Source organism: Dyadobacter sp. HNCC25DJ184, from assembly GCF_056895215.1.
Genome location: NZ_JBXHAQ010000013.1, coordinates 153635 through 178170 on the forward strand (window position 1 = coordinate 153635; position 24536 = coordinate 178170).

The 24536-nt window shown below is 43.7% G+C and carries 21 protein-coding genes; 14 read left to right on the plus strand and 7 right to left on the minus strand.

Going from position 1 to position 24536, the window contains the following annotated elements:
* Positions 1–121: 121 nt before the first annotated feature.
* Positions 122–808: a TetR/AcrR family transcriptional regulator gene (locus AC1XUD_RS19325; protein ID WP_483362686.1), complete on the plus strand. Its 687-nt coding sequence runs from the start codon at positions 122–124 to the stop codon at positions 806–808.
* Positions 809–1086: 278 nt separating this feature from the next.
* Here AC1XUD_RS19325 and AC1XUD_RS19330 read toward each other — a convergent pair whose 3' ends face one another.
* The 4 genes from AC1XUD_RS19330 to AC1XUD_RS19345 all read right to left on the minus strand — a co-directional run bounded on the left by AC1XUD_RS19330 (position 1087) and on the right by AC1XUD_RS19345 (position 7758).
* Positions 1087–1827: a YoaK family protein gene (locus AC1XUD_RS19330; RefSeq protein WP_483362687.1), complete on the minus strand. Its 741-nt coding sequence runs from the start codon at positions 1825–1827 to the stop codon at positions 1087–1089.
* Positions 1828–2066: 239 nt separating this feature from the next.
* Positions 2067–3170 carry an efflux RND transporter periplasmic adaptor subunit gene (locus tag AC1XUD_RS19335; protein ID WP_483362688.1) on the minus strand — a complete coding sequence of 368 codons (1104 nt, stop codon included), beginning with the start codon at positions 3168–3170 and terminating at the stop codon, positions 2067–2069.
* A complete protein-coding gene (locus AC1XUD_RS19340; protein ID WP_483362689.1) occupies positions 3151–6357 on the minus strand; it encodes an efflux RND transporter permease subunit in 3207 nt (1068 codons plus the stop codon). The genes AC1XUD_RS19335 and AC1XUD_RS19340 overlap by 20 nt, the downstream gene beginning before the upstream one ends.
* 21 nt (positions 6358–6378) lie before the next feature.
* Positions 6379–7758: a TolC family protein gene (locus tag AC1XUD_RS19345; protein WP_483362690.1), complete on the minus strand. Its 1380-nt coding sequence runs from the start codon at positions 7756–7758 to the stop codon at positions 6379–6381.
* Positions 7759–8138: 380 nt separating this feature from the next.
* On the opposite strand from AC1XUD_RS19345, the gene AC1XUD_RS19350 reads away from it, so the two are divergent.
* Together AC1XUD_RS19350 and AC1XUD_RS19355 are read left to right on the plus strand one after the other, a co-directional pair.
* A complete protein-coding gene (locus AC1XUD_RS19350; protein ID WP_483362691.1) occupies positions 8139–8816 on the plus strand; it encodes a response regulator transcription factor in 678 nt (225 codons plus the stop codon).
* The gene (locus tag AC1XUD_RS19355; protein WP_483362692.1) at positions 8813–10183 is read left to right on the plus strand and encodes a sensor histidine kinase; all 1371 of its coding nucleotides are present in this window, start codon (positions 8813–8815) and stop codon (positions 10181–10183) included. The genes AC1XUD_RS19350 and AC1XUD_RS19355 overlap by 4 nt, the downstream gene beginning before the upstream one ends.
* A gap of 131 nt (positions 10184–10314) precedes the next feature.
* On the opposite strand, the gene AC1XUD_RS19360 is transcribed toward AC1XUD_RS19355, so the two are convergent.
* Complete coding sequence (locus tag AC1XUD_RS19360) at positions 10315–10956, minus strand: Crp/Fnr family transcriptional regulator (protein WP_483362693.1); 642 nt, start codon at positions 10954–10956, stop codon at positions 10315–10317.
* Positions 10957–11161: 205 nt separating this feature from the next.
* Between AC1XUD_RS19360 and AC1XUD_RS19365 the strand changes: the two genes are divergently transcribed.
* The 10 genes from AC1XUD_RS19365 (at position 11162) to AC1XUD_RS19410 (ending at position 21065) form a co-directional block, all read left to right on the plus strand.
* On the plus strand, positions 11162–11962 hold the full coding sequence (locus AC1XUD_RS19365) for a sulfite exporter TauE/SafE family protein (RefSeq protein ID WP_483362694.1): 801 nt from the start codon (positions 11162–11164) through the stop codon (positions 11960–11962).
* Between the two features lie 215 nt (positions 11963–12177).
* Positions 12178–13599, plus strand: coding sequence for an MBL fold metallo-hydrolase (locus AC1XUD_RS19370; RefSeq protein ID WP_483362695.1), 1422 nt, complete (start codon positions 12178–12180; stop codon positions 13597–13599).
* 7 nt (positions 13600–13606) lie between these two features.
* Positions 13607–13915: a rhodanese-like domain-containing protein gene (locus AC1XUD_RS19375; protein WP_483362696.1), complete on the plus strand. Its 309-nt coding sequence runs from the start codon at positions 13607–13609 to the stop codon at positions 13913–13915.
* 15 nt (positions 13916–13930) lie between these two features.
* Positions 13931–14494 carry a YeeE/YedE family protein gene (locus AC1XUD_RS19380; RefSeq protein WP_483362697.1) on the plus strand — a complete coding sequence of 188 codons (564 nt, stop codon included), beginning with the start codon at positions 13931–13933 and terminating at the stop codon, positions 14492–14494.
* 7 nt (positions 14495–14501) lie between these two features.
* Complete coding sequence (locus tag AC1XUD_RS19385; RefSeq protein ID WP_483362698.1) at positions 14502–15014, plus strand: DUF6691 family protein; 513 nt, start codon at positions 14502–14504, stop codon at positions 15012–15014.
* 174 nt (positions 15015–15188) lie between these two features.
* On the plus strand, positions 15189–15620 hold the full coding sequence (locus tag AC1XUD_RS19390) for a hypothetical protein (protein WP_483362699.1): 432 nt from the start codon (positions 15189–15191) through the stop codon (positions 15618–15620).
* Between the two features lie 649 nt (positions 15621–16269).
* Entirely contained in the window at positions 16270–17955 is a 1686-nt protein-coding gene (locus tag AC1XUD_RS19395; RefSeq protein ID WP_483362700.1) for a glycoside hydrolase family 43 protein, read from the plus strand.
* A gap of 62 nt (positions 17956–18017) precedes the next feature.
* Entirely contained in the window at positions 18018–18533 is a 516-nt protein-coding gene (locus tag AC1XUD_RS19400; protein WP_483362701.1) for a VOC family protein, read from the plus strand.
* A 27-nt stretch (positions 18534–18560) separates the two neighbouring features.
* Complete coding sequence (locus tag AC1XUD_RS19405; RefSeq protein ID WP_483362702.1) at positions 18561–20135, plus strand: glycoside hydrolase family 43 protein; 1575 nt, start codon at positions 18561–18563, stop codon at positions 20133–20135.
* A 15-nt stretch (positions 20136–20150) separates the two neighbouring features.
* Positions 20151–21065 carry a ThuA domain-containing protein gene (locus tag AC1XUD_RS19410; protein ID WP_483362703.1) on the plus strand — a complete coding sequence of 305 codons (915 nt, stop codon included), beginning with the start codon at positions 20151–20153 and terminating at the stop codon, positions 21063–21065.
* Between the two features lie 158 nt (positions 21066–21223).
* Here the strand turns inward: AC1XUD_RS19410 and hmpA are convergent, their stop codons facing one another.
* Positions 21224–22435, minus strand: coding sequence for an NO-inducible flavohemoprotein (gene hmpA, locus AC1XUD_RS19415; protein ID WP_483362704.1), 1212 nt, complete (start codon positions 22433–22435; stop codon positions 21224–21226).
* A gap of 397 nt (positions 22436–22832) precedes the next feature.
* Between hmpA and AC1XUD_RS19420 the strand changes: the two genes are divergently transcribed.
* Positions 22833–23270: an RrF2 family transcriptional regulator gene (locus AC1XUD_RS19420; RefSeq protein ID WP_483362705.1), complete on the plus strand. Its 438-nt coding sequence runs from the start codon at positions 22833–22835 to the stop codon at positions 23268–23270.
* A gap of 262 nt (positions 23271–23532) precedes the next feature.
* Here AC1XUD_RS19420 and AC1XUD_RS19425 read toward each other — a convergent pair whose 3' ends face one another.
* Positions 23533–24498, minus strand: a complete 966-nt coding sequence (locus AC1XUD_RS19425; protein WP_483362706.1) for an NAD(P)-dependent oxidoreductase — start codon at positions 24496–24498, stop codon at positions 23533–23535.
* Positions 24499–24536: the final 38 nt, after the last annotated feature.

Sequence of the window (24536 nt, forward strand, 5' to 3'; positions counted from 1 at the left end):
ATATACTCTTGCTAAAATTAATAATAGTAATGCTATAATAAAAAAAATTAATTTAATATTTGTAAAACAAAAGCTATTTTTAAGATGAATTACACTATCTCAACTTTTTAGCCTATCTGATATGGATTTTCATCTAAGTTTTCACGTAAACGAAAAGGTTTATCTGCGCGACCCTGAAAGTAGTGGGCTTGGCAAACGATTGGTAAAAAGTGCCATAGATCTGATTTATGAATTAGGATTTGAGCAATTTACATTCAAAAAGCTGGCAGTAGAAGTTGCTACGACCGAGGCGACAGTTTACCGCTATTTTGAGAACAAACATCGCTTACTGCTTTATATATTAAACTGGTATTGGAGCTATATGGAATTTCTTGTTGTATTCAAGTTGCAGAATATGACCGATCCAAAAATAAAGTTGCAGACTATTATCGAACTGCTCACACACGAACTTCCGGAAAGTAGCGGTACGATGGATTATAATAAAAGGTATCTTAACCAGATCATCATTTCCGAAAGCAGCAAAGTTTACCTGGTAAAGGAAGTGAAAGAGATCAATAAATCCCAGGTTTTTAAGCCATATAAAGATTTGTGTGCTAAAATCGCAGAGGTCATTACTGATTATAATCCAGGGTACCAGTACCCGAGATCCTTAAGCAGCACGCTAATTGAGACATCGCATTTTCAGCAGTTTTTCAGCAACTATCTTCCCAAGCTGACAGACGTAAGTGAGGTGGGTCAGAAAGATTTCGCAGCCCAATTTTTAAGCAGCCTACTCTTCACCGTTTTAGACGGCCAACGCCTCAGCTGAAATTATTATTATGAAAGCTGTTGATGAAGTATTGGCAATAAGGGAGTTCAGCATACGCCGGATCGAATGACAGATGTCAGGTATGAACGTGTAAGAATAGAGCGCTGTACCTTGCCAGCGTCAAAATGCAGGTCACTGAAATAAAAGAAGGCATCCACTTTTTTTTGTCTACCTCGGAAATATCAACAGGGCGGAGCAGCAGTTTTGATCCATCGATTCTGATCGCAGGTGATACTTTGAAATTCATGGGAGTATGGCCTTTACATTACTGATGATGGTTAAACATCCCCTGCTTCAATATTTCTGTATTTCCGTTTCAGTTGTATCACCTTGAACTTAATATTATCATAGACCATTCCCATGATTAGAATTAAAGCCGCAATAATCAATACATGAAGGTTTATGTTTGCGTAAAATATGCCACCGGCAATTCCGCCTGCGAAGAAAAAGCTGATGATTGTCAGCCTTAATTTAATCAATGATGTCAGTTTCTGCCTATGCTCGCCGGATTTGTAAAAGAAAAGTTGGGAAAGTTCGATACCCAGGTCAGTAAATAAACCGGTAAGATGTGTTGTTCTTACCGCTGCATTGGATATAGTTGTAACTAAAGAGTTTTGCAAACCCATTGCGAAAAGTAAACTGAGGGCAATAATATCAGGTCTTTCTGTAATCATATCAGGATACCATATGCCTACAGCAAACAGTATTAGACTCTCCATAATAAGAGGGGCTGCATAAATGAGCCGCTCGTTCTTTCTGGCTACTATCTGGGTAAGCATTCCCGAAACAAAAGATCCCAAAAAGAAGAAGAAGATGTAGAGGAAGTAAGTGAAGCTCGCCCCAAAATTCAACTTGAAAATTTCATCTACGAAAAAGGCGAAATGTCCGGTTACGTTGGTTGTTAACCGTTTTACCGCGAGAAAACCTCCAACATTAACGATACCAGCTACAAAGGACAGAAGGGACGCAATTTTTAGATTGTGCCTGAGTGTGCGCGTTTTTCCTTGATGCCTGAACAATTTGAATAGATTTACAGGCAAAGTTACCGAACTACCTTCAGGAAAGGCTATGATATTGGTCAGTTTTCAGGATTGTTGATCTCAAGCAATGGATTAACCCTTCACAGCGGTTTAGTGAGTAAACGAAGCGCATATGGTGATATTAAGGCTCGTCAGCAAAATGTCCTTGTCACCAATAAGGGGTTCTGTTCTTTACTTTACAATGATAAAATAGAAAAGCTGATTCGATCGTGAATAACTCATTTTAAATTTATTTTAGCCCCATTTTTAAGATCATTCCGTGGATTGGCAACGATCTTATCGCCAGCATGTAGATTTCCAAACACCTCTGATATAGAATCAGATTGTTGGCCGGCCTTAATATCAACGTATTCAGCTACACCATTTCGCACTCGTACCACATATTGTCTTTCAGTGGAGGTCAAAATAGCAGAAGTTGGTACAGCCAGAGCCCCTGTTGTTCCTTCAGAAGCCATGCTGATTTCAGCAAACATTCCTGGCTTAATTAATCCAGAGGCATTTTGCACATCAATTTCAACCGTTTCTGATCTGAATTTTTGGCTCATATTCCCTGATAGACGGCTAATCTTACCTGAGAATTTCTTACCAGGTATTGCATTGACTACGAAGGTTACAGCCTTTCCATTTTTAATACCCAGACTATAAGTTTCAGGGATATCCACGACCAGCCTCAGGCGGTTTTGTTGCTGGAGCATAAGCATTGGTCCGGATATCCTGACCCCCGATCCAACCAACGCACCGGGATGGACATTCCGTTCTGTGATAACTCCATCAAATGGAGCACGAACCACCAGATATGATTTGATTTTGACCAGTGCCCCGAAATTTGCCTGCTCACCCATTACTGCTGCGCTGTCAGCCATCATTTTTGCGCTGGCACTTTCTAAATCCAGGGCGGATACGGAGCCTGTGATTTTGCTCCCCGAAACCAACCTTCGGTAATGTTCCTTGCTGCCGACCAGCATCGCCTGTGCTTTCAGGTAATTTGATCGGGCTGCGACGAGTTGCTCCTCAGTTTCCGGTGCTTCGAGGACCATCAGAACCTGACCTTTGTGAACAATAGAACCCCTGTCTACCAGCACTTTTTCGACGAATCCGTCGGCTTTTGGATAAATATCAACTTCCTGAAAAGGCAGAAACTCGCCAGGTAACTGGATTTCCTGCCCAACCTTCTTGCTTAAAACAGTTCCAAGTTCGTAAGTCGGAGTAAATTTCTTTTTCTTATTTTTTGAATTGACTTCGGCGGATTCTGACGAGGAACAAGCGCTTAATATGGCTAGGCTGAGGGCCAAGGACAAACCACTATATAGTATGCTTTTCATAACTTGAAGATTGATCTGGATGAGACGTGCCATTGGAATGAACGATAAATTGAGAATCATTGACTTTTTCAGGTAATAGCGAGGGATCTTCGAAGGCGGTTTTGCCCTGCAACCAAACGTAAACCTGGGGTACAATATAAAGAGCCGCCAGTGTTGAAGCGATTAATCCGCCTATGACTGCGCGACCAAGCGGTGCCACTTGCTCGCCCGCTTCGCCGGTTCCCAAAGCCATCGGAACCATACCAGCAATCATGGCAAAACTGGTCATGAGCACAGGGCGAAGGCGAAGGCCGGCACTGTCCAACGCGGCGCGACGTACATCCCTGTACTCCCAGCGGAGGCGCTCGGCGTTTGTAACAATCAGAATTGCGTTTGCAACGGAGATGCCCGTCGACATAATGATGCCCATATAGGATTGTAAGTTCAGCGTACTTCCTGTCACAAGTAACAGGGCGATTGATCCCGCAATAACGGCTGGAACGGTTGAGAGAATGACCAGTGATAACTTCAACGACTGGTAGTTGGCAGCCAGCAGAAGAAATATTACGACAATGGCGATGCCGAGACCTAATTGTAAACTATCCAGCGTTTCGGTGAGCAGCGAGGACATTCCTTTCACCTGCGTCACCAGTCCTTTGGGGGCTTCACCCAGACTGGCAATTACCTTTTCGACTGCGGTTGTAGCTGTACCTAAATCCGTATGGTGAAGATTTGCAGAAACAGTCACAAAACGCCGCGGCCCGATTCTGGCATATTCGCCTGGCAGGGTATCGATTGAAAAAGTTGCTACGTCGGCCAGGACCGGGCGAACTTGTCCGGCCACAAGTGGAATCTCCTGAAGTTGGGAAAGATTTCGCATGGCAAACTCAGGGATCTGCACCTGTACCTGATAGGTGTAGGCGGCCTTCGCATCAAGCCACTGATTTTTCTCGGTAAAGCGACTGGATGAGGTTGACGCGGTGATCGAACGCGCTGTTTGCTCCAGATTAAGGCCCATTACGGCCAGTTTCTGGCGGTCAAGTTTAATATTGATCACTGGAAATTTTAAAGGTTGGATGATACGGACGTCCCGAAGATTGTCGACCTTTGATAAACCGTGCACCAACTTATTGGCATAGGCTTCGATCTGCTTCATATCACGCCCTGCCACCTGCACCTCTATTGGGGTAAAAGCGCCGCCGCTCATTAGTTTTTCCGTCAGGTCAGCCGGTTCAAAAGACAATGTCGTATTCGGCATCTGCTCTTTTACAGCTTCTCGAATCCTTTCTTTTAAATCCTGCATGTTGGTATGATACTCCGTATCAAGCCCAACTTTTATTACCGCATCATTAGAGCCGCTGGTGCTGACATATAAGTTTGTTGTTGCGTAATTGGTAGGGACAACACCGACATATGCGGAAGAGATGGCCAAATGGCCATCTGCTGCCTGATCAACAATTGCCATTAGCTCACTTACTTTTTCCTCTGTCCTTTCAAGTCGTGTACCATCAGGCGTTTTTAACCGGATCACCATCTGGCCGGAATTTAGTTGAGGAAGCATGTCTTTGCCTATGAGCATAAATCCAACTGCGGCCAGAGCCAATATCACCACCAGATATACTACTACAATCAGGCGGTTGCTGCGTAGTAATTTTCGGTTTTGGCCGATGAAGCGTTCACGAACGCGGTCGAAAAAGGAAGGAGCATCAGGTGTGTTATTTGAATGCGTATGGCCTGAATGGTCTTTCAGCATCCGGTTTGCCATAATGGGTACCAGACTTTGGGCGAGAAAATAGGATACGGTCATGGCAAAACCGATTGATAAAGACAGCGGAAGAAACATTGCTCTGGGTACACCGCTCATAATAAATGATGGCGCAAAAACGGCTATGATACATAACAGGATCAGTAAGAGTGGCAAGGCAACTTCCTGGCAAGCATCGAATATGGCCTGTTTTTTAGGCTTCCCCATTTCCAGATGCTGGTGGATATTTTCAATCGTTACCGTTGCCTGGTCAACCAATACGCCAATGGCGAGTGCCAATCCTGATAAAGTCATGATGTTGATTGTTTGCCCGGCCAGACTTAGAAACAGCACCGCTGCGATGATCGAAATGGGGATCGTGACAATTACAATGAGTGACGATCGCCAGTCGCCCAGAAAGAGCAGGACCATTAAACCTGTCAGGAGTGCCCCAAGGCCTCCTTCAAAAAGCAGGCTTTTGACCGCATTGATTACAAAGATAGACTGGTCGAACTCGTAGTTTACTTCAATATCATCAGGTAGCAGACTCCGCATTTCAGGCAGTTTGGATTTCAACGCCGTCACAACATCCCAAGTAGACGCGTCTGCTGTCTTTACCACCGGTATATATGAAGACCGGCTTCCGTTGACTATTGCATAGCCTGCCGTAATATCAGAGCCGTCCTGGATATTCGCCAGGTCTTTTAAGAAAACGGTCCGGTGCCCCTCGGTTGTAACGGGTATCTGACCGAAATCAGCCACCTGTTCTTCAAGGGAATTTAGTGTTGTAATATAGGAGGTATTACCAACCCGGATATTACCCGATGGGGTCATTGCATTGTTTGCTGCAAGTGCTTCAACAACTTCATCCGGAGAAATATTCAAACTCCTGGCTTTCTGGGGATCCAAATTGATCACCACCGTTCTGGCATTGGTTCCAATAGGAGGAGGTGCAGTCAGGCCCGGGACCGTGGAAAACAGAGGTCTGATCCTGGTAACAGCCAGCTCGTGAATTTCTTTCAAAGAGCGTGTCTTGCTACTGAATACCAGATCTCCAATAGGTACAGATGAAGCATCATACCGCACAACCTGCGGAGGCAATGCGCCAGGGGGAAAGAATTTCATAGCCCTATTGACCTGTATGGCAACTTCGGCAGACGCCTGCGCCATGTCGCTGCCTTCATAGAAAGCCAGTTTGACAACAGTCAACCCCTGCACACTTCGGCTGGAAATTTCCTTTATCCCGCCAATATAAAGAAACTGGTCCTGCATACGGGTGGCAAAAAATCCTTCCATTTGTGCAGGTGACATACCGCCATACGGTTCGATGACATAAATCACGGGGGAATTAAGTCGGGGGAAAATGTCGATTGGTATTCTGGTCGCCGACATGACCGAGAAGACGATCAGCCCTGCGACAAGTACCAGGATGGAAATCGGCCGTTTTAATGAAGTTGATAACATAAATCTGATTTGTAAAAGGATTTACCGGCGACGGAAAAGCGCGAAAAAGTCTTCAAAATTATTTGTGGCAAGGGCTCTTTGCAGGCGAACATTGACGGCACTTCGCTGCACATTGACGGCTTGTTTTTCGACGGACGTCAACAATTGTAGTGCGTCAGTGAGGCCAAGAATGTTTTCTATTCCGTTATTATACAGCGAAAGCCGCTGCTCATAAGCGCGTTCTGCTGAGCTTAGTGCGGTTGGCAATTCCATCAATGCCATCCGGACAGTGGCCATTACAGAATCGGAAGTAGTGAGCATGTTCTGAAGCTGGAGCTGCTGCGTTTGTAGTTGGCTACGAGCTTGTTTAATTCGCCAATCTTGCAGGTGAGAACGATTTTTTATTCGGTGGTAGTCGGTCAGGTTTACTGTTGCGGCAACACCTACCAGAAAATTGGTTCTGCTATAACCAAATCCTGATCGCAGAGGGCCAAAGTTATTGTCTATATCAAGGCTTGTCCCCCGTGCCCAAGCTGACGTGAGTAGCGATATTCTCGGCAAGGCAGTTTTTCGAATCAATTCGAGTTCTGTGGTTTGTCGGTTAACCAGATCTGTTCGGTAGCGCAGTAACGGATGATCTGCTGTAAGTTTGATATCAAAAGGCTGAATTAAAAGCGCTTCCTGCTGAAAAGTGGAGTCAACTTCGAGCAATTTTGCCGGTCGGCCCGTAAGTGTAGCTAGTTGAATTGAAGCCCGCTGAAGCTCCTGCTGCATTTGTATATAGTTAAGTTTAGCACGAGAGAATTCCACGGAAGCCAATGAGGAATCCAGACCGGGACGAATTCCGTTATGAACTAAATTGGTGATGATCCGCCTGACCGTATCCACACGAGCAAGGTTCCGTTCTTCGATTTTTAAAGTTTTTTGCAGCCAAAGCAGATCCAAAAAAGTATTAATCACGGTTTGACTGATAGCAAATTTTTCGTTTTCTAAAGCCGCCTCCCCGACAACTATATCCGCCTGTGCAAGCTGGTCTTCGGCTCGAAATCGTCCGAAATTAACCACTTCCCAGTCGGCTGTCGCCAAGGCAATATTGCCTGAAGCCAGATCCGAACTATTTTCTGGACGTCGTCCACCGGACGTCGGCACAATGATCCCCATCGAAAAGTAAGAGCCGGAAAGCCCGTTGGCAGTTCCGATGTTGATCTGGTCGTGAAGACGCAGGTTAGGTAGTCGATTGTCTTTGACAACCCGGGCATTTTCCCGCACCGCTTCCAGGGCTGACTGTGCTGCCGATAGTGAAGGGTAATTAGAAAGGGTTGTTTGGACAGCCTCTTCCATGCTCAGAGCCTGGGCGGAGAGCGTCGAATGGTAAATGAAAGCGATAAAAATGCCGATAAAAAGCCGTGATATTTTACTCATGATTTAATAGTTTCTTCGCCAATTCAGGGGCTCTATATGTCATATAATCTTATTGGTCTTGAAATGCTGTTTTAAAAAATAAGCCTTGGTCTGTCAGACGAAATCTTCGCAGCTTGCAGAGCTACTTACACGGTAATCAGAATGCGTCTGACTAGTTGGTATTTCTGAAAACACTGCGTCATTATATTGATATTCAGCTAGATATGTAGGTAGTTCAGCTTTATGTTTCACTGTCTCAATACCAAAGTCCAAAGTAAATACGCATCCGATTAGAGGGTGGTTAGAGGGTTATTAAAATGTGATTAGAGTGGCCTATTTAAGATAGGGTTCCGAACTGGATGATTAATTTTACCATGTGAAGTTTATTGAGAAAAAAGCCTATGAACGTTTTAGTCGTTGAAGATGACGTTGAGTTAACCCAGTTTATTCAAAAAGGTCTGCAGTCTGAAGGAGTTGCGGTTTCAGTCGCCTTCGACGGAATTATCGGACGTAGCATGGTCAATGAAAACCGTTTTGATGTTGTCGTACTCGATGTGAACCTTCCAGGTATGAATGGCTTCGACCTTTGCCACTTTATTAAAGAAAATTGGCCTGCTATCCCAGTTATTATGCTCACTGCGCTGGGAAGTCTGGAAAACAAAGTGCTAGGTTTCGAGGCGGGGGCTGATGATTATTTGTCAAAGCCATTTGCTTTCAAAGAATTGTTGTTTCGCTTGAAAGCTTTGGCAAGAAGGCACCCATCCAAGGCTCCGCGACCTAAGCGACTGCAATTGCTGGATCTCGAGATTGAGACGGATTCACACAAGGTTTGGCGGGCTGGCGAGCGGATTGACCTCACGGCACGTGAATATGCTTTATTGGAATATCTGATGCTCAATCAGGGAAAGGTAATTAACAGAATTGACCTCCTTGAAAATGTTTGGGACGTTCATTTTAACACCAATACAAACGTGGTGGATGTGTATGTAAACTATCTGCGAAGAAAAATTGACCGTTCTGAACCCAGGCTTCTTCACACTGTTTTTGGAGTTGGCTATATGATTGGGGCCGAACCATGAGTATCAAACGCAGAATAACTATAGGTTTTGGTGTGTTGGTGGCAACGCTCCTTCTTTTGTTCTCTGTTTTCATTTTTCAGAATTACGAATCTTACCGGAGGTCATTGATGCGCAACCGGCTTCAGAGACGTGCACAGGCCGGCCAGCTCTATTTTCAAAATCGGCTCGAGTTTCATCGGTCAAGCTATCTTACGCTGCCCGAGCAGCATGAAAAAATATTTAACGCCAAGAATGAACTCGTTTATCATTCCTCAGGCGATGACGATTTCCCGTTAACACCTAAACTACTTGATCAAGCCAGGCATAGTGTGGTGTATTTCAAGTATAATTCAAAACTTTGGCCAGCACCGAAGGAAGGCGTTGCACTTTCTTTCAAAATAGCCGGGATCCGCTATGTCTCCGTCGTAACTGCTTATGATCTGACAGGCAGACAGGCCAATGAAAGCTTACTTTTTATACTGATCAGCGGCAATATTGTGATGCTGGTCATTGTAGCTTTTGTGGGATTTTGGTTTGCTCAAAGAGCACTTAGACCATTTGATGGTCTTATAGGGCAGATGAATCCAGCGGCGGTAAATGATTTTTCTTTTCGTCTTTCCACCCATTCCAGAAACGACGAAGCGGCTTATCTGGCAAGTTCTTTCAATGAATTATTGAGCAGGCTGCAAACGCTGGCGATGAGCCAAGAGCATTTTGTCGCATATGCTTCGCACGAAATTCGTACACCGCTCACAGTTGTGAAAGGTGTTTTGGAAACGTCTTTGGCTTACGATCAAGATCTGGCTGACACGAAACAGAGTTTAGAAAAGGCCCTGATACGTTTGGAAGGCGCGATTAACCTCGCGAACTCGCTGTTGCATCTGGCTGAAGTGGAAGGGTTACAGGCCGGACAATTCAGGGAGGATATTAATATTGTCGATACCATACTGGATACGATCACCTATTTTGGTGAAAAGCACCCCTGCCAGCAGATTGAACTTCAACTAACCGATAGTTTTACAGAAAATGCTTCGGCACTTCGAATCCTTGGAAATTCGACGCTACTTCGAACAGTACTTAATAATATACTGGAAAACGCCAGCAAGTATTCTCAAAATAAACCCGTCTCGATGATTGTTGATTTCGATCTCAATTTGGTTATGATGAAAGTGATAGACCAGGGGATTGGTATTCCTGCGGCACAGTTGGACGATGTATTTCTGCCTATGATGAGGGCTGCTAATGTCGGCAACCTTCCGGGCTTCGGATTGGGACTTACTATTGCCAAGAAGATTATTGACATGCACCAGGGACAGCTTACAGTTGATTCTGCTGCCGGCCGTGGTACTACGGTTTGTATTCTTCTACCAGCGTTATCGTTTTCCTGATTTTTTAGAGGTAGCCCTGTAATACGTCTTTCTTTCGACAAGCTAGTGAAGCCTTATTTTACCGATCGTAATATATGTAATATGTGGTTTTCCTCAGTCAAAGCATGTCGTGGAAACCAGTCTTTATCATCTTATTTTGGCAGCCATTCGATGCTATTTCTCAGCAGCCTGATCTTTTTGCCCTGCTCCATTTTTTTTAGCAGCCTTGATACGACCTCCCTGGAGGTATTCAAGTCGTTGGCAATTTCCTGATGAGTAATGGAAATAACATTAACCTTACGACTATGAAACTGATTCTTCAGATAAAATTCCAATCTCTCATCCATACCTTTGAAAACGACATTGTCAAAAACGGTCAGCAGTTCTTCAAAGCGGGCCCGATAGTTGGCAATAACAAAATAGTACCAGGTTTTATATTTCTGCATTAGCTCGTCCATCAACTGGATCGGAATCATGATCGCCACGGTATCCTCGACTGCTCTGGCCATAATTTCGCTGGCTTCCTGTTTTGTATTACAGATCATAGACAATGCACAGGCACTTCCCGGATCCAGATCGTAAATGAAAGCTTCTTCACCATCATCGCCAAGACGATAAAGTTTTACCCTTCCGCTGCCAATAAGCACGGTATGTTTGATATACTGGCCAGTACGCATGATCACCTCTCCGGCAGGGATCTCTTTCAGGATGCAAGCCATCGTTAAATGCTGCTTTAGTTCTGGCTCAAAATCAGGGAAGACTGTATCAAGATAATGCGAAATATTTTCACTCATAATCAGCAAAATGGTTAATCAAACGCAGTTTTATAAATCAAAGCATTTCTAAAAAGTTCCAAATTGTGCTTTTGACAAAGAACAGAAGATGGGGTGGCGTGCACCTTTTTTGTAAAGTTGAAAACAATATAGTTTGTCTTATGTGACTTTTATCACTTTCCGGCTGTGCGGTGCTTCTGATTTTTGTATGACAATTTATATTAAAATGGAAACAGCAGCTTACCTGGCATCTATATTCATTGGGGTTTCACTCGGACTGATCGGAGGGGGAGGGTCTATACTCACCGTGCCGGTACTTGTATACATGTTCGGGATTAGTCCGCTCGTTTCAACATCCTATTCCCTTTTTATTGTGGGTTCAACCAGTCTTGTCGGAGCTTACAGCAATTTCCGTAAAGGTACTGTTAAGATTAGAACTGCGCTCCTGTTTGGGAGCACATCTATCACAACGGTTTTTTTGACGCGTAAATTTCTGATTCCGATAATCCCCAAAGACCTTTTCAAAATTGGCGAATTCCAGATCACCGAACCTATACTGACAATGATTCTTTTCGCAGTGCTAATGGTGGCAGCGTCCGTGGGCATGATCAGAAGTAAGGAAAGAAAACCAGGGTGTCTTGAATGTGATTTGAAAGGCAATATAATCAGGATGTTATTGAGCGGCGTGGGCATCGGACTAACCACCGGTATTTTGGGAGCCGGCGGAGGTTTTCTTCTCATACCAACTTTGGTACTGGTGCTTGGAATGCCCATGAAAGAAGCAGTTGGTACTTCGCTTCTGATCATCGCCCTTAATTCGCTGATCGGATTTGCCGGCGATATTGGTCATTTTATGATTGACTGGATTTTTTTACTAAAAATTACTGCTATCTCGATCACGGGAATTCTGATTGGCGGCATGATATCAAAGCGGGTTGATGCTGCGTCATTAAAAAAAGGGTTTGGCTGGTTTGTGTTGGTTATGGGGATTTATATCATATCATCAGAGCTACTGAACCTCAAATAAATTACGGGCTTCATTCCATTTATAAAGCAGGATCCTTCTCACTCCGTATCTAGATTATGAACAATATAGCCAGAGGATCCGAAGGTTTTTGTCTGAATTGAAAAATTTTATCGACGATTTTTTGCTAGGTGATAAATGTCACTGACGGCCTGGCCCAACATCCCGAACTTTACAATATTAATTCAAATAGAACTTTAAATCTTAAAATACGGGGTATGCAAATCCAGCAAATCTATACGGGTTGTCTTTCACAAGGCGCGTATTATATCGAAAGTAACGGTGAGGCGGTAGTGATCGATCCGCTTCGCGAGGTGGAACCTTATATCAACCGAGCTGAAAAAGATGGTGCCAAAATAAAGTATGTGCTTGAAACGCACTTTCATGCCGACTTTGTATCGGGCCATATTGATCTGGCTGAAAAAACTGGCGCAAGGATCGTATTCGGGCCAACGGCCAATCCGGGTTTTGATGCTGTAGTGGCGGTGGACGGCCAGATACTAAAAGTGGGCGATATTACCTTAACGGTACTCCATACTCCTGGGCACACGATGGAAAGCACTTGTTACCTGTTAAAAGATGAGCATGGGAAGGCGGCAGGTATCTTCACAGGCGATACCCTATTCATCGGTGATGTGGGTCGCCCCGACTTAGCTCAGAAGGTGGCACCGGAATTGACACAGCAAAAACTGGCCGAGCATCTTTTTGATTCCTTGCGTGATAAGATTATGCCACTGGCTGATGATATTATTGTGTATCCTGCGCATGGCGCGGGAAGCGCCTGTGGTAAAAACATGAGTAAGGAGACTACCGATACGCTGGGCAACCAGAAGAAGTTCAATTATGCCCTTCGGCCGAGTATGACCAAGGCCGAATTTGTTGAAGAGGTTACAAATGGCCTGATGCCGCCACCGGCGTATTTTCCTGAAAATGTGATGATGAATATCAGAGGCTACGAAAGCATTGACACGGTGCTCGAGCGCGGAACACATGCACTGGAACCGGCGGCTTTCGAAGCGGCAGCAAATGAAACGGACGCGGTGATGCTCGATACAAGGGATGCAGAAATTTTTGCCAAAAGTTTCATACCCAACTCCATCAACATTGGAATTAATGGAAGTTTCGCGCCGTGGGTAGGAACACTCATACCTGATATCAAACAAAGAATATTGCTCATCACCGATCCGGGCAGGGAAGAAGAAGTGGTGACACGTCTTGCTCGGGTGGGATATGACCATACAATCGGCTATCTGAAAGGCGGGATCGATGCCTGGACGAAAGAGGGTAAGGAAGTGGACCAGATCGAATCGGTGACCATAGAGCAGATGAAGGACCGCCTGAAAAGTGATCCGTCAAATGTGGTGTTGGACGTGCGCAAAGCCAGTGAATTTGGTTCTGAACATGTCATTGGCGCAGAGAACATGCCACTTGATTACATCAATGAGCATTTGGCACAGATCGATAAAAATAAAACATACTTCGTACACTGTGCGGGCGGTTACCGTTCCATGATCTTCAATTCTATCCTGAAAGCAAGAGGATATAATAATCTGATCGACGTAAAAGGAGGCTTCAAGGCGATAAAAGAGTCAGGTCAGCTCGCAGTAAGTAATTACGTTTGTCCGAATACACTTCTTTAACAAGATAATGGGAATTATATCGGTATTATTCGGACATAACAGGACAGACTTCAAGAGTCTGATTGACAACGGCGCACTTATTGTTGATGTGCGTAGCCCGCAGGAATTCGCATCCGGCCACATTGAAGGCAGCGTCAATATGCCGTTGGGCACCATAAACAGCAAGGCGGCGTTTTTAAAAAAAGGTGGAAAGCCGATCATTACCTGCTGTCGGAGTGGTGCCCGGAGTGAGGTGGCCACAGAAGTGCTGAAAGTGGCCGGGATAGAGGTTTACAACGGAGGTGGTTGGGAAAAACTCAGAAAAAAAATTCAATAGCGATAACTTTATTTTATGCTGGAAATAATCAAACAGCCCTGGCCATGGTATGTGGCCGGGCCGCTGATAGGGCTCACAGTGCCTGCCTTGTTGATCCTTGGTAATAAATCCTTTGGTATCTCATCATCGCTGCGCCATTTTTGTGCGATGTGTGTACCGGGAAATATCCCGTTTTTTCAATATGATTGGAGAAAGGAGCTTTGGAACATATTTTTTGTGTCAGGTATCTTTTTCGGAGGTTTGATCGCGATGACATTTCTGGCCAATCCAAAACCAATGCAACTCAATCCAACGCTGGTGAAAGAATTAAGCGTATATGGTATAACGGATTTTTCGTCACTGGTTCCCGTTGATCTGGTGAGTTGGGACAAACTTCTGACACTTCCCGGTTTCATCATGATGGTAGGCGGGGGCTTTCTGGTTGGATTCGGGGCGCGTTACGCCGGAGGATGCACCAGTGGTCATGCTATCATGGGGCTTTCCACGCTGCAGTGGCCCTCGCTTGTAGCGACGCTTTGTTTTATGGCTGGCGGATTTGTTATGGCAAACTGGATATTGCCTTTCATATTATCTTTATAATTCAATAATGGAAAATTCAAAAAAGGTAAAATTTATCCAGCACCGTGAACATGATATACGGGCCACAGATTCAATTTGTATCAACGAAAGTGATAAGCAGCACAAGTGGTATTACAACCTGAAATATCTGATGGTTGGATTGCTTTTCGGCGTGTTATTTGTCAAAGCCGAAGTGATAAGCTGGTTTAGGATCCAGGAAATGTTCCGGCTCCAATCTTTTCATATGTATGGTATTATCGGGAGTGCCGTTGTTGTCGGAATGGTTTCAGTTTGGCTCATCAAGCGTTTTGATATCCAGACTATTTCAGGAGATAGAATCATCTTTACGGACAAGAAGTTTAATAGGGGACAGATTTTCGGCGGTTTGCTTTTTGGGATGGGCTGGGGATTGACCGGTGCTTGTCCCGGACCACTTTTCGCACAAATCGGGATGGGTGCCACCGTTGTGCTCGTCACGTTGATTAGTGCTGTGGCAGGGACGTGGGTTTATGGACGTTTTAGAGAAAGTTTGCCACACTAAAAGAAGCCACATCAACCCGGAGCCTTCTGAGATTTGATTCAGCGTCAGCTGGATTCTTGCCAAATGGGTATTGGGATTTAACCGCTTGGGCAGGCATGCTGTTGCTTTCGCGTGACAGTTGTTACATTTTTGTAGGATACCAGTCTGATTTATTCTTATTTGAACTACGTATTTATGAAAGTCTATATTTCCACCATACTGATATTGTATGGAGCAATTTTTTTTCAAAACTCTGGTTTAAAGCTTGAATATATTACTGATGCACCTATAAAAATAGATGGAGGGTGCAGTTTCTACACTTATCGGGATACGTCACTATTCTCAGGTAAAACAATTTTTCTTGTCGACGCAAGTCAAAAAAAACTTGCTCTAATTAAGTTGAATGGGCAATACAAATTTCTATATCTGAAAAATAGACGATTACGACCTGACGGTTACGTGGACACATATTCCGGCGATTCTTATTCGGCGGTTCTTGATGTTAAAAAACAAAGAAAGCTGGCCTCAGGAATGGAGTTTGCTGGGACACTAACTATTCAAAATCCGAAATCAAAAGGAACCATTGCGGTTCATGGAAACAATGAAGAGTTTGATTTCAATCATTAGGCTGATCGATTTATAACCGGGTCGTCTATGACTAATACTAAATAATGTGAGAGACATTCAATTAGTTTCCATATTGAAGTAATGCATATCCTCACCTTAAACTAGCTATAACACTGGAAGATATCCGGGCGACAGTTGTTGAGACTGTAGGGCGCCATTAGATGCAAACCGTACTTCGACCACAGATTTTTTAGTGTTATTCTAATCGAGTTTTTTCAGCGTCCCTCGGCAAGGCTTGCCAAAAGTTCTTGCCATTGCAATCGCTTCTTCCTCCAGCTACCGGCCTGCGGGCATGATTTCCTCGATTTCGTTGAGTTTCCGCTCTTTCCTGTGGAACTTCATTTGCTGTAAAAATACCGTCATTACTGAAAGCGAAATAATCGATATTTAAATATTAGAGGGAAATAATTTTGTTTTTTATAGAATAGTTTATACTATTGTATGGAAGTGTCAATTTGACACATTACTATTGATTCAAGAAATGATTTCGGAACCCAGTTTGTATGCTATCCAATATTAGAAAGTGCACAGTGCGAGAACTCTGTTGGGATGTGAAAGTTAAAGTCATTGGCATATATATGAGAATAATTTTCGGTCAAGAATGCTAAGCATTATAATAATTCAAATCGTTGATTAAGATTAATAAAAGATGAGTAAATATTTTACCTCGGCAATACTGGTTGCGCTTACTTTTTTGGGAAACGCCGTTTTGGCTCAGACAACTACGCTGGTCAACCCGATTTTGACGGGTTTTTATCCGGATCCAAGCGTGGTTCAGGTTGGTACAGATTATTATCTTGTAAACTCCACATTTTCCTATTTTCCCGGCATTCCGGTATTTCACAGTAAAGACCTGAAAAACTGGAAGCAGGTTGGGAACGTCATTAGTAGGCCGTCACAGATGGATTTCATGGGTGAGAAGTTGACGAGAGGGCTTTTCGCGCCGGCAATCAGCTATCACAACGGCACGTATTATGTCACTTGTACGGACATTGATCATGACGGAAATTTTGTTGTCACCGCTAAAAATCCGGCCGGCCCCTGGAGCGATCCCGTCCGGGTTCCGCAGGTACGTGGTATAGACCCTTCTTTGTTTTTCGATGAAGACAATAAAGCTTACATTATCTACAACAGCGATCCTCCTGAAAGAAAGTCATTGTATCCAGGTCACAGAACGATCCGGATCTATGAAATCGACCCGGTCACTTTAAAAGTAATTGGCGACGAAAAACAGTTGGTCAATGGGGGTGTGGATTTGAGTAAAAAACCAGTTTGGATTGAAGCGCCGCATATTATGAAACGAAATGGCTGGTATTATCTCTACGCTGCTGAAGGTGGTACATCCGTCAATCATACAGAGGTCGTGTTTCGTAGTAAGTCGGTTTGGGGACCATTCATTCCTTATGAAAATAACCCGATCTTAACACAAAAAGGACTTCCTGATGACCGCAAAGATCCGATTACGTCGGCTGGTCATGCACAGTTTGTCGATGGGCCGGACGGTAAGACATACGCCATTTTCTTGGCAGTAAGACCCTATGAAGGCAATTTTTACAATACTGGCCGAGAAACTTTCATAGCGCCCGTGGAATGGAGAAATGACTGGCCGATCATTAATCCGGGAAGCAAAGAAATTAAATATGAATACACAGCCAACTATAAAGAAGTAAAGCAAAAAGGCGCCCTTCCACAGGCAGGCAATTTTGAATATACCCTTACTTTCGAAAAGGCACTGGATCCTGCTCTGCTTTTTATGAGAACCATTGATAGCACTGCTTTCTCGTTATCCAAAAAAAATGGGCTAACCATGAAATTAAAGCCCGAGACTATCATGGAATTGGGCAATCCTTCATTCATCGGGAAACGTCAGCAGCATTTGTACTGCACGGTTGATACAGAACTTGATTTTTCACCCAAATCAGATAAAGAAAAAGCAGGTCTTACCGTTTTTCAAGATGAATCTCATTTTTATTTTATTGGTAAATCCGTCGAAAATGGTAAACCGGAAGTGCAGCTTTACAAAAGCGGTGCGGATAAAAAGAGCATGGAATTGCTTTCTCAAATGCCGATAGCTGATGCTTCCAAACCCGTTAGACTGCGAATTGTAGCTGAAGGCGGTTTTTATAACTTTTATTTTTCAAAAGGTGGTTCATGGGAATTGCTTAAAGACAAGGTGGACGCAAAATTTCTGAGCACGCAAGTCGCGGGAGGTTTTATCGGATGTCTGTTTGGCATGTATGCAACCTCTTCCGGTGAGCCAACTAACAGTCTGGCCTCTTTTAAATATCTGAAATACAGTGGTAACGATCCAATGTTCAAAGGGGTATCAAAATAAAGTCTTGGGTAGTTTCATGCAAAATCCGTTTTGTTTACTTTTTGAATTAACAACCTATACCAATGTTCCGAAATAAATTTTTTTTTGGTTTGTATGCTTTACTAATAAGCAATTCAGCCTTTTCTCAGTCCAATTTTACCAGCAAATCAATTGGAGTCGGCGTGGTTGTCGCGGATATGGCTCGCTCACTGGACTTTTATGTCAATGGAATTGGGATGATTAAAGTCGGTAACTTCACTATTGATGGAGAATTTGGAAAACGCGGTGGACTGACGGGAGGAGTGGCTACCGATGTCAACATTCTGAAACTTGAAGATAGTCCAGAGGCTGGTGAGTGGAAATTGATGACTTTCGGTAAAAAGGCTTCACACCCTCAGCAAAAATTCATTCAGGATGATACAGGTATGCAATATATTACAATTCATGTCAAATCATTGAAGCCCATTATTGAAAGATTGAAAGAGCGGAAGGTCACTTTTATGGGAAGTTCACCTACACCATTAAACAAAGATGCTCACTTCGTGTTGGTGCAGGACCCAGATGGAAATTTTGTAGAACTTATCGGGCCGATCGAATAACGGAAGCGGCGCGTACCTTTTAATCTTATGAAGGAGAAATATCTGAACACCTTGTTTTTCTGTGTTTTCTTTTTGATATCGATTTTATCAAATGCGCAAAAAGCAAAAAATCCGATCATTTATGCTGATGTGCCGGACATGGCGATGTTACGCGTAGGAGATATTTACTACATGAGCAGCACCACCATGCACATGAGTCCGGGATTGCCAATTTTGAAATCAAAGGACCTCGTGAATTGGCAATTGGTAAGCTACGCTTATGATACGCTGGCCAACAAGGATGAACTCACGCTGACCAATGGAAAAAGCGCCTATGGGAGAGGCTCTTGGGCGAGCAGTTTTCGCTATCACAACGGCCTGTTCTACGTCACGACCTTCGCTCAGACCACTGGAAAAACATACGTTTTTACAACAAAAAACATTGAAAATGGACCGTGGAAAGTTTCGTCATTCTCGCCTTCGTACCATGATCACAGCCTGTTTTTTGATGACGATGGAAGGGTTTATATGGTTTTCGGTTCTGGAAAAATTAAGATAATTGAGCTGGAAGCGGATGCTTCTGCTGTGAAAAAAGGCGCAGTTGAACAGGTTATTATAGAAAATGCAAATTTACCTTCTGGCACAGGAGGGGGATTGCCAGCTGAGGGTTCCCAGCTTTTTAAGGTTAATGGTAAATATTATTTATTTAATATCTCCTGGCCAAAAGGCGGGATGCGTACCGTTCTCGTCCATAGGGCAGATAAAATTACAGGTTCTTATGAAGGGCGCATTGCTTTACAGGATCTGGGGGTAGCACAAGGCGGACTGATCGACACTCCGGACGGGAAATGGTATGCCTATCTTTTCAGGGATTATGGTGCCGTTGGTCGTATTCCTTACCTGGTTCCCGTAAATTGGGAAGATGGATGGCCAGTATTGGGCAATCAGGGAAAAGTGCCGGAAACACTTGAGCTGCCTGCCAACAGAGGTTTAATCCCTGGAATTGTTGCTTCCGATGAGTTTTCCCGCAAGAAAGGAGAGGCCTCCTTGCCGCTGGTTTGGCAATGGAATCATAATCCGGATAATCAACTCTGGTCGATTTCGGAACGGAAGGGATTTCTCCGTCTCAAAACAGGGCGGATTGATACATCCTTTGTGAGTGCAAGAAATACGCTGACCCAGCGTACATTTGGGCCGGAGTCCTCAGCAATTGTTTCCATTGACGTTTCGCATATGAAATATGGAGACTTTGCAGGTTTGGGACTTTTACAAAAAAATTATGGTACTGTGGGCGTCAAAGTTGGCAGTGATGGTTCATCCATCGTTATGGTCAATTCAGTTTCGGGCAAGGCTGAGGAAGTTGAAAGTGTCCCATTCAATAAAAATATAGTCTTTTTCAAGGTGGATTGTGATTTCATGGAAAGAAAAGACGTAGCCAGCTTCTCTTATAGCTTGGATGGAAAGTCGTGGCTCCCCATTGGGAAGTCCATAAAAATGTCTTACACCATTCCTCATTTTATGGGATATCGGTATGGATTGTTCAACTATGCAAGTAAAAACGCGGGGGGGTATGCCGATTTTGATTTCTTCCGGCTGGGAGACAAGATTGAAAGACAAAATTAATTAAATGATACGGTTATGCTTAAAACTTGTGTTGCCTTCGCAGTTTGCGCTTTAGTCTCATTGAGTATTTTCGCACAGAAAAAGAAACCTGTCTCTGTCCTGATCGTCGACGGGTTCAGTAACCATGACTGGAAACAAACCACAGCCGTGACCAAATGGATACTGGAAGAAAGCGGACATTTTTTAGTAGATGTAAGCACGATTCCGGCAGATAGTATCGAGCGAAATAAGTGGAACCCAAATTTCAGCAAATATGCCGTTATTATTCAAAACACCAACAACATCCAAAATTCCAGATTGCGATGGTCAAAACAGGCCGAAAAGCAATTAGAAGAATATGTAAGAAACGGCGGTGGTTTGTATATACTTCATTCTGCCAACAATGCATTTTCGCACTGGAAGGAATATGACAAAATGATCGGACTTGGCTGGCGGCGGGCTGCCGAAGGCTATGCTTTGGAAATTGATTCACTAAAAAACATCACCAGAATTCAGCCGGGGATAGGGCAAGGAACCGGCCATGGCGAAAGATTTAACGCGTTGATCCAGGTGCTGACGCCACATCCTATAAACAAAGGATATCCCAATGATTGGCAAACTGCCAATACAGAGGTTTACTATTTTCCGCGCGGACCGGCAGAAAACATTACAGTACTTTCCTACGCCTATGATAGTACAAGTACCAAAAGAACCTGGCCGGTGGAATGGGTTGTGAGATATGGAAAGGGCCGGGTATACAATTCAAGTCTCGGACATCTTTGGAAGGGCGAGAGCTATCCACCCGCTTATCGATGCGTGGGTTATCAGACAACGGTTGTCAGAGCGGCGGAGTGGCTCGCGACAGGGAAGGTGACTTTTCCTGTACCAGCGAATTTCCCGACAGCTGGTAAGCAGAGCCTAAGGCCGGAAGACTCTTTCAAAATGCCTTAAACTACATGACGATCCATCTTGCCTAACAAAACAAATACCGTCGAGCTATATATCAGGCGTATTGAGGTTGGTACCTAGATTATGCTTGAGTTTATCAGACGGGAGTCACGGCTGACTCCCGTCTGATAAATTCAGGTCTCGTTTTAACTAAACTCTGATTATAACACTAATGTTTGCGGGCCAAATTCTTCGAAATAAATCGCTTCCTTTTTGATACCTCTGTCCAACAACTCCTTATAGTGCTTGGAAATAAACGCACCAGGCCCACAGATGTAATATTCTGCATTTTCAGATAGTACGTCGGGGGATATTAAATTTAGGTCAACCCAGCCCTGGTACATATTTTCAGAGGCTGATCGCTCATCGACCTGGTCATAAAATATGTGCTTTTTTATTTCTTCCTTTTCACCTGCCCAGTAATCAATGAAATCTTTGAAAGCGTGCACGCTTTCGTCACGGCATCCGTGAATCCAGGTTTTGTGTTTTTTGCTTCCTTCATTAATCAGGTTTTCAAGCATGCTGATCAACGGAGTTTGTCCAACACCACCGCTGATGAAAACAACCGGACTATCATTTTTAATATTGAGTGTGAAGTTTCCCGCAGGCGCTGAAACCTCAATGATATCACCTGTATTGACAAAATCGTGAAGCCGGTTACTGATAATCCCATCGGGATTAAGATTCGCTGAAACTTCTTTTTTTACAGAAATACGGTAGAATTCGCCATTTGGCGCGCTTGAAATACTGTATTGTCGGGGTTGAAATAAATTGAGTTCCGGTATGAAAAGACGAACGCTGATGTATTGCCCCGGCGTGAAGTCAGCAACCGGACCGTTGTCGGCCGGATATAAATGGAATGAAGTGATTTCGCTTGACTCAATAATTTTCTCTTTCACCACAAAAGGTTTCCAGCCCGACCAGCCGCCTTGTTTTTGAACCTGTTTGCTGTACAGTTTTTGCTCATGCCCGGACATGATCTGGGCAAGTTGGTTGTAGGCGACCTCCCAGGCATCCAGGATAAGTGGTGTTGCGGCCTCGCCCAATACTTCGGCGATGGAAGCGATCAGGTGTTTTCCTACTATCAGATAATGCTCTGGCCGAATATCCAGGCTGATGTGTTTTTGCCCAATCCCATCAATTGCCGGCATTAGAACCGCCGGATTTTCAATATTTTCCGCGTAGGCCAGAATGGCCATGGCGAGTGCTGTTTGTTGTCTGCTGTTTTGCTGATTGCCCATGTTGAAAACGTTTTTCAGCTCTGGATTGTGTTTGAACATCCGTTTGTAAAAATGGTCGGTCAATAGCAAACCGTTTTCCTTTAAAACTGGTACAGTGGCCTTTATGAGGCTTTTTTGATCTGTCGTCATCATATTTTGTTTGATCTAAATACTAAAAATTACAATTGGTTTCCGAAATGCCTATGCCTTTATGAGAATTCATTGGCTGTCTGCATTGGTTGTCTGAAATAAGTGTTCATGTTTGCTTATAAACGCTAATTAAAATATATAAACACCTTTTTGTCTTTTATTTGTATCCATTGAGCTTCACGATTGTTTCGTGCTGCAAAGGTAGTGACAAAACTCAATAATAAAAGACTTTTTTATCTTTTATTATTGAGCCGATCGGGTGAAGAATTATCCATATAAGCCTAATAAGGATATATAAGACTAACCCTGAACCGAATGCAAGCGGGCTAACGTTTCAAAAAAGAGTTTTATATCTTTATTTGAACGGATTCGTTACTTTTGCATTTAACTAAAATGAAAGATGGTTTTCTCCAAGACGTGTGAATATGCGATTAGGGCGGTAATTTTCATCGCTCAGAAATCGGAAAACGGGGCCAAAATTGGTATACGGGATATCGCTGCAGGTATTGATTCGCCGGTTCATTTCATTGCAAAAATTCTTCAGGATCTCAGCAAAAGAGGGCTTATACAGTCGGTCAAAGGGCCAAACGGCGGATTTTATATCGACAAAACTGCTCAAAAAAGAACCCTGGCCGACGTTGTAAAGGCAATTGACGGAGATAATATATTTATCGGATGTGGCCTGGGGCTCAAGAATTGCTCCGAAACAAAACCGTGTCCGCTGCATAACGAATTTAAAATTATCAGGTCCAAAATTCAAATTACCCTAAGCTCTGCTACGATTGGTGATTTTAATGAAAGTCTTAACCTTGGATTGAGCTTCATAAAAGAAAGATAGAAAACCGTTCTATTTGGGGCGGTACTCTTACTTTACATGCTTATATCCAGGTCGGTTTTTCATGGAAATTGGTAATTGGCATCTTTGGCGATGCGGTTGCGATATAACTGGATCAGATAAAAGCAATATTTTGAATTAGAGAGGCTGTCCAGAATATTGTGGGAAGCGTTATTAGGACAATATCTTTATGTGGGGTCGGCGCGTTGGGTGAAAAGGAAATGGGGTAAGGATGATTCGACTTCCGTACCAAACAGGATATGGGTTAATGACTCTTCGCTGCAGTTTCCCAGTCATTCAGATTTTGAATGGTTGTGGTTGCGATCTGTGCAACGGCTTCATTGGCGAAAAATGCCTGATGTGGCGTGATGATGACATTAGGGTATTTCAGCAACTGCATAAGCAATGGATTTTTATAGGTGTCTGTGGGATGAGCAGTGTAAAACAAGGAGTCTTCAAATTCATAAACGTCCATTCCGAGATAACCGATTTTCCCCTGATCCAGGGCGTGGGGTAGCTCCAGGGTATTGATTAACGCACCCCGTGAGGTATTAATTAACATAACACCGTCTTTCATGAGTGCTATACTCGATGCATTGATCATATGCCGAGATTCCGGCGATAGGGGCAAATGAAGGGATATGATGTCTGATTCATGAAATAAGGTTTCCAGCGAAACCTGGTTTACTTTCTCCAGATTGTTAGCCACAATGTCGTACCCTAACACTCGGCATCCCAGACCGTCAAAGATCGCGGCCGCAGCCTGGCCTGTGTTTCCCAGTCCGATTATTCCCACTGTTTTTCCTGAAAACGGAAGTCCGGTCGAAACATCCAAGTCAAAATTAAACCAATGGCTGTCCTCTTCGGCTTTTGCAAGGTTACGGTGAAGAGCAATAGCCATAGCAACTGCGTGTTCAGCAATTGAGGTCGGGGCGTAAGCAGGAACACTGGCCAGCTTTATTGCTCGTGATTTAGCTGCATTTTTGTCGATATGGTCTGAGTCGGTTGACCTTGTTGCAATGTATTTGATGCCCAAGTCAGCAAGCTTGTTGATTACTGGTGCGGAAACATCATCATTCAAAGAAACAAGAACTGCCTTTTTCCCGTCAGCGAAATCACAGGTGGTTATACTAAGTGCGTTGGATATTAATGTAATATCGTGCCGTTTATGATTGGCTTTGGCTAATGGCTGCTTTTCAAAGTCCTTTATGCTATATGCTATAACTTTCATGGAATGGGCTTTTTTAAGTGCCCAAATTTACCTACACC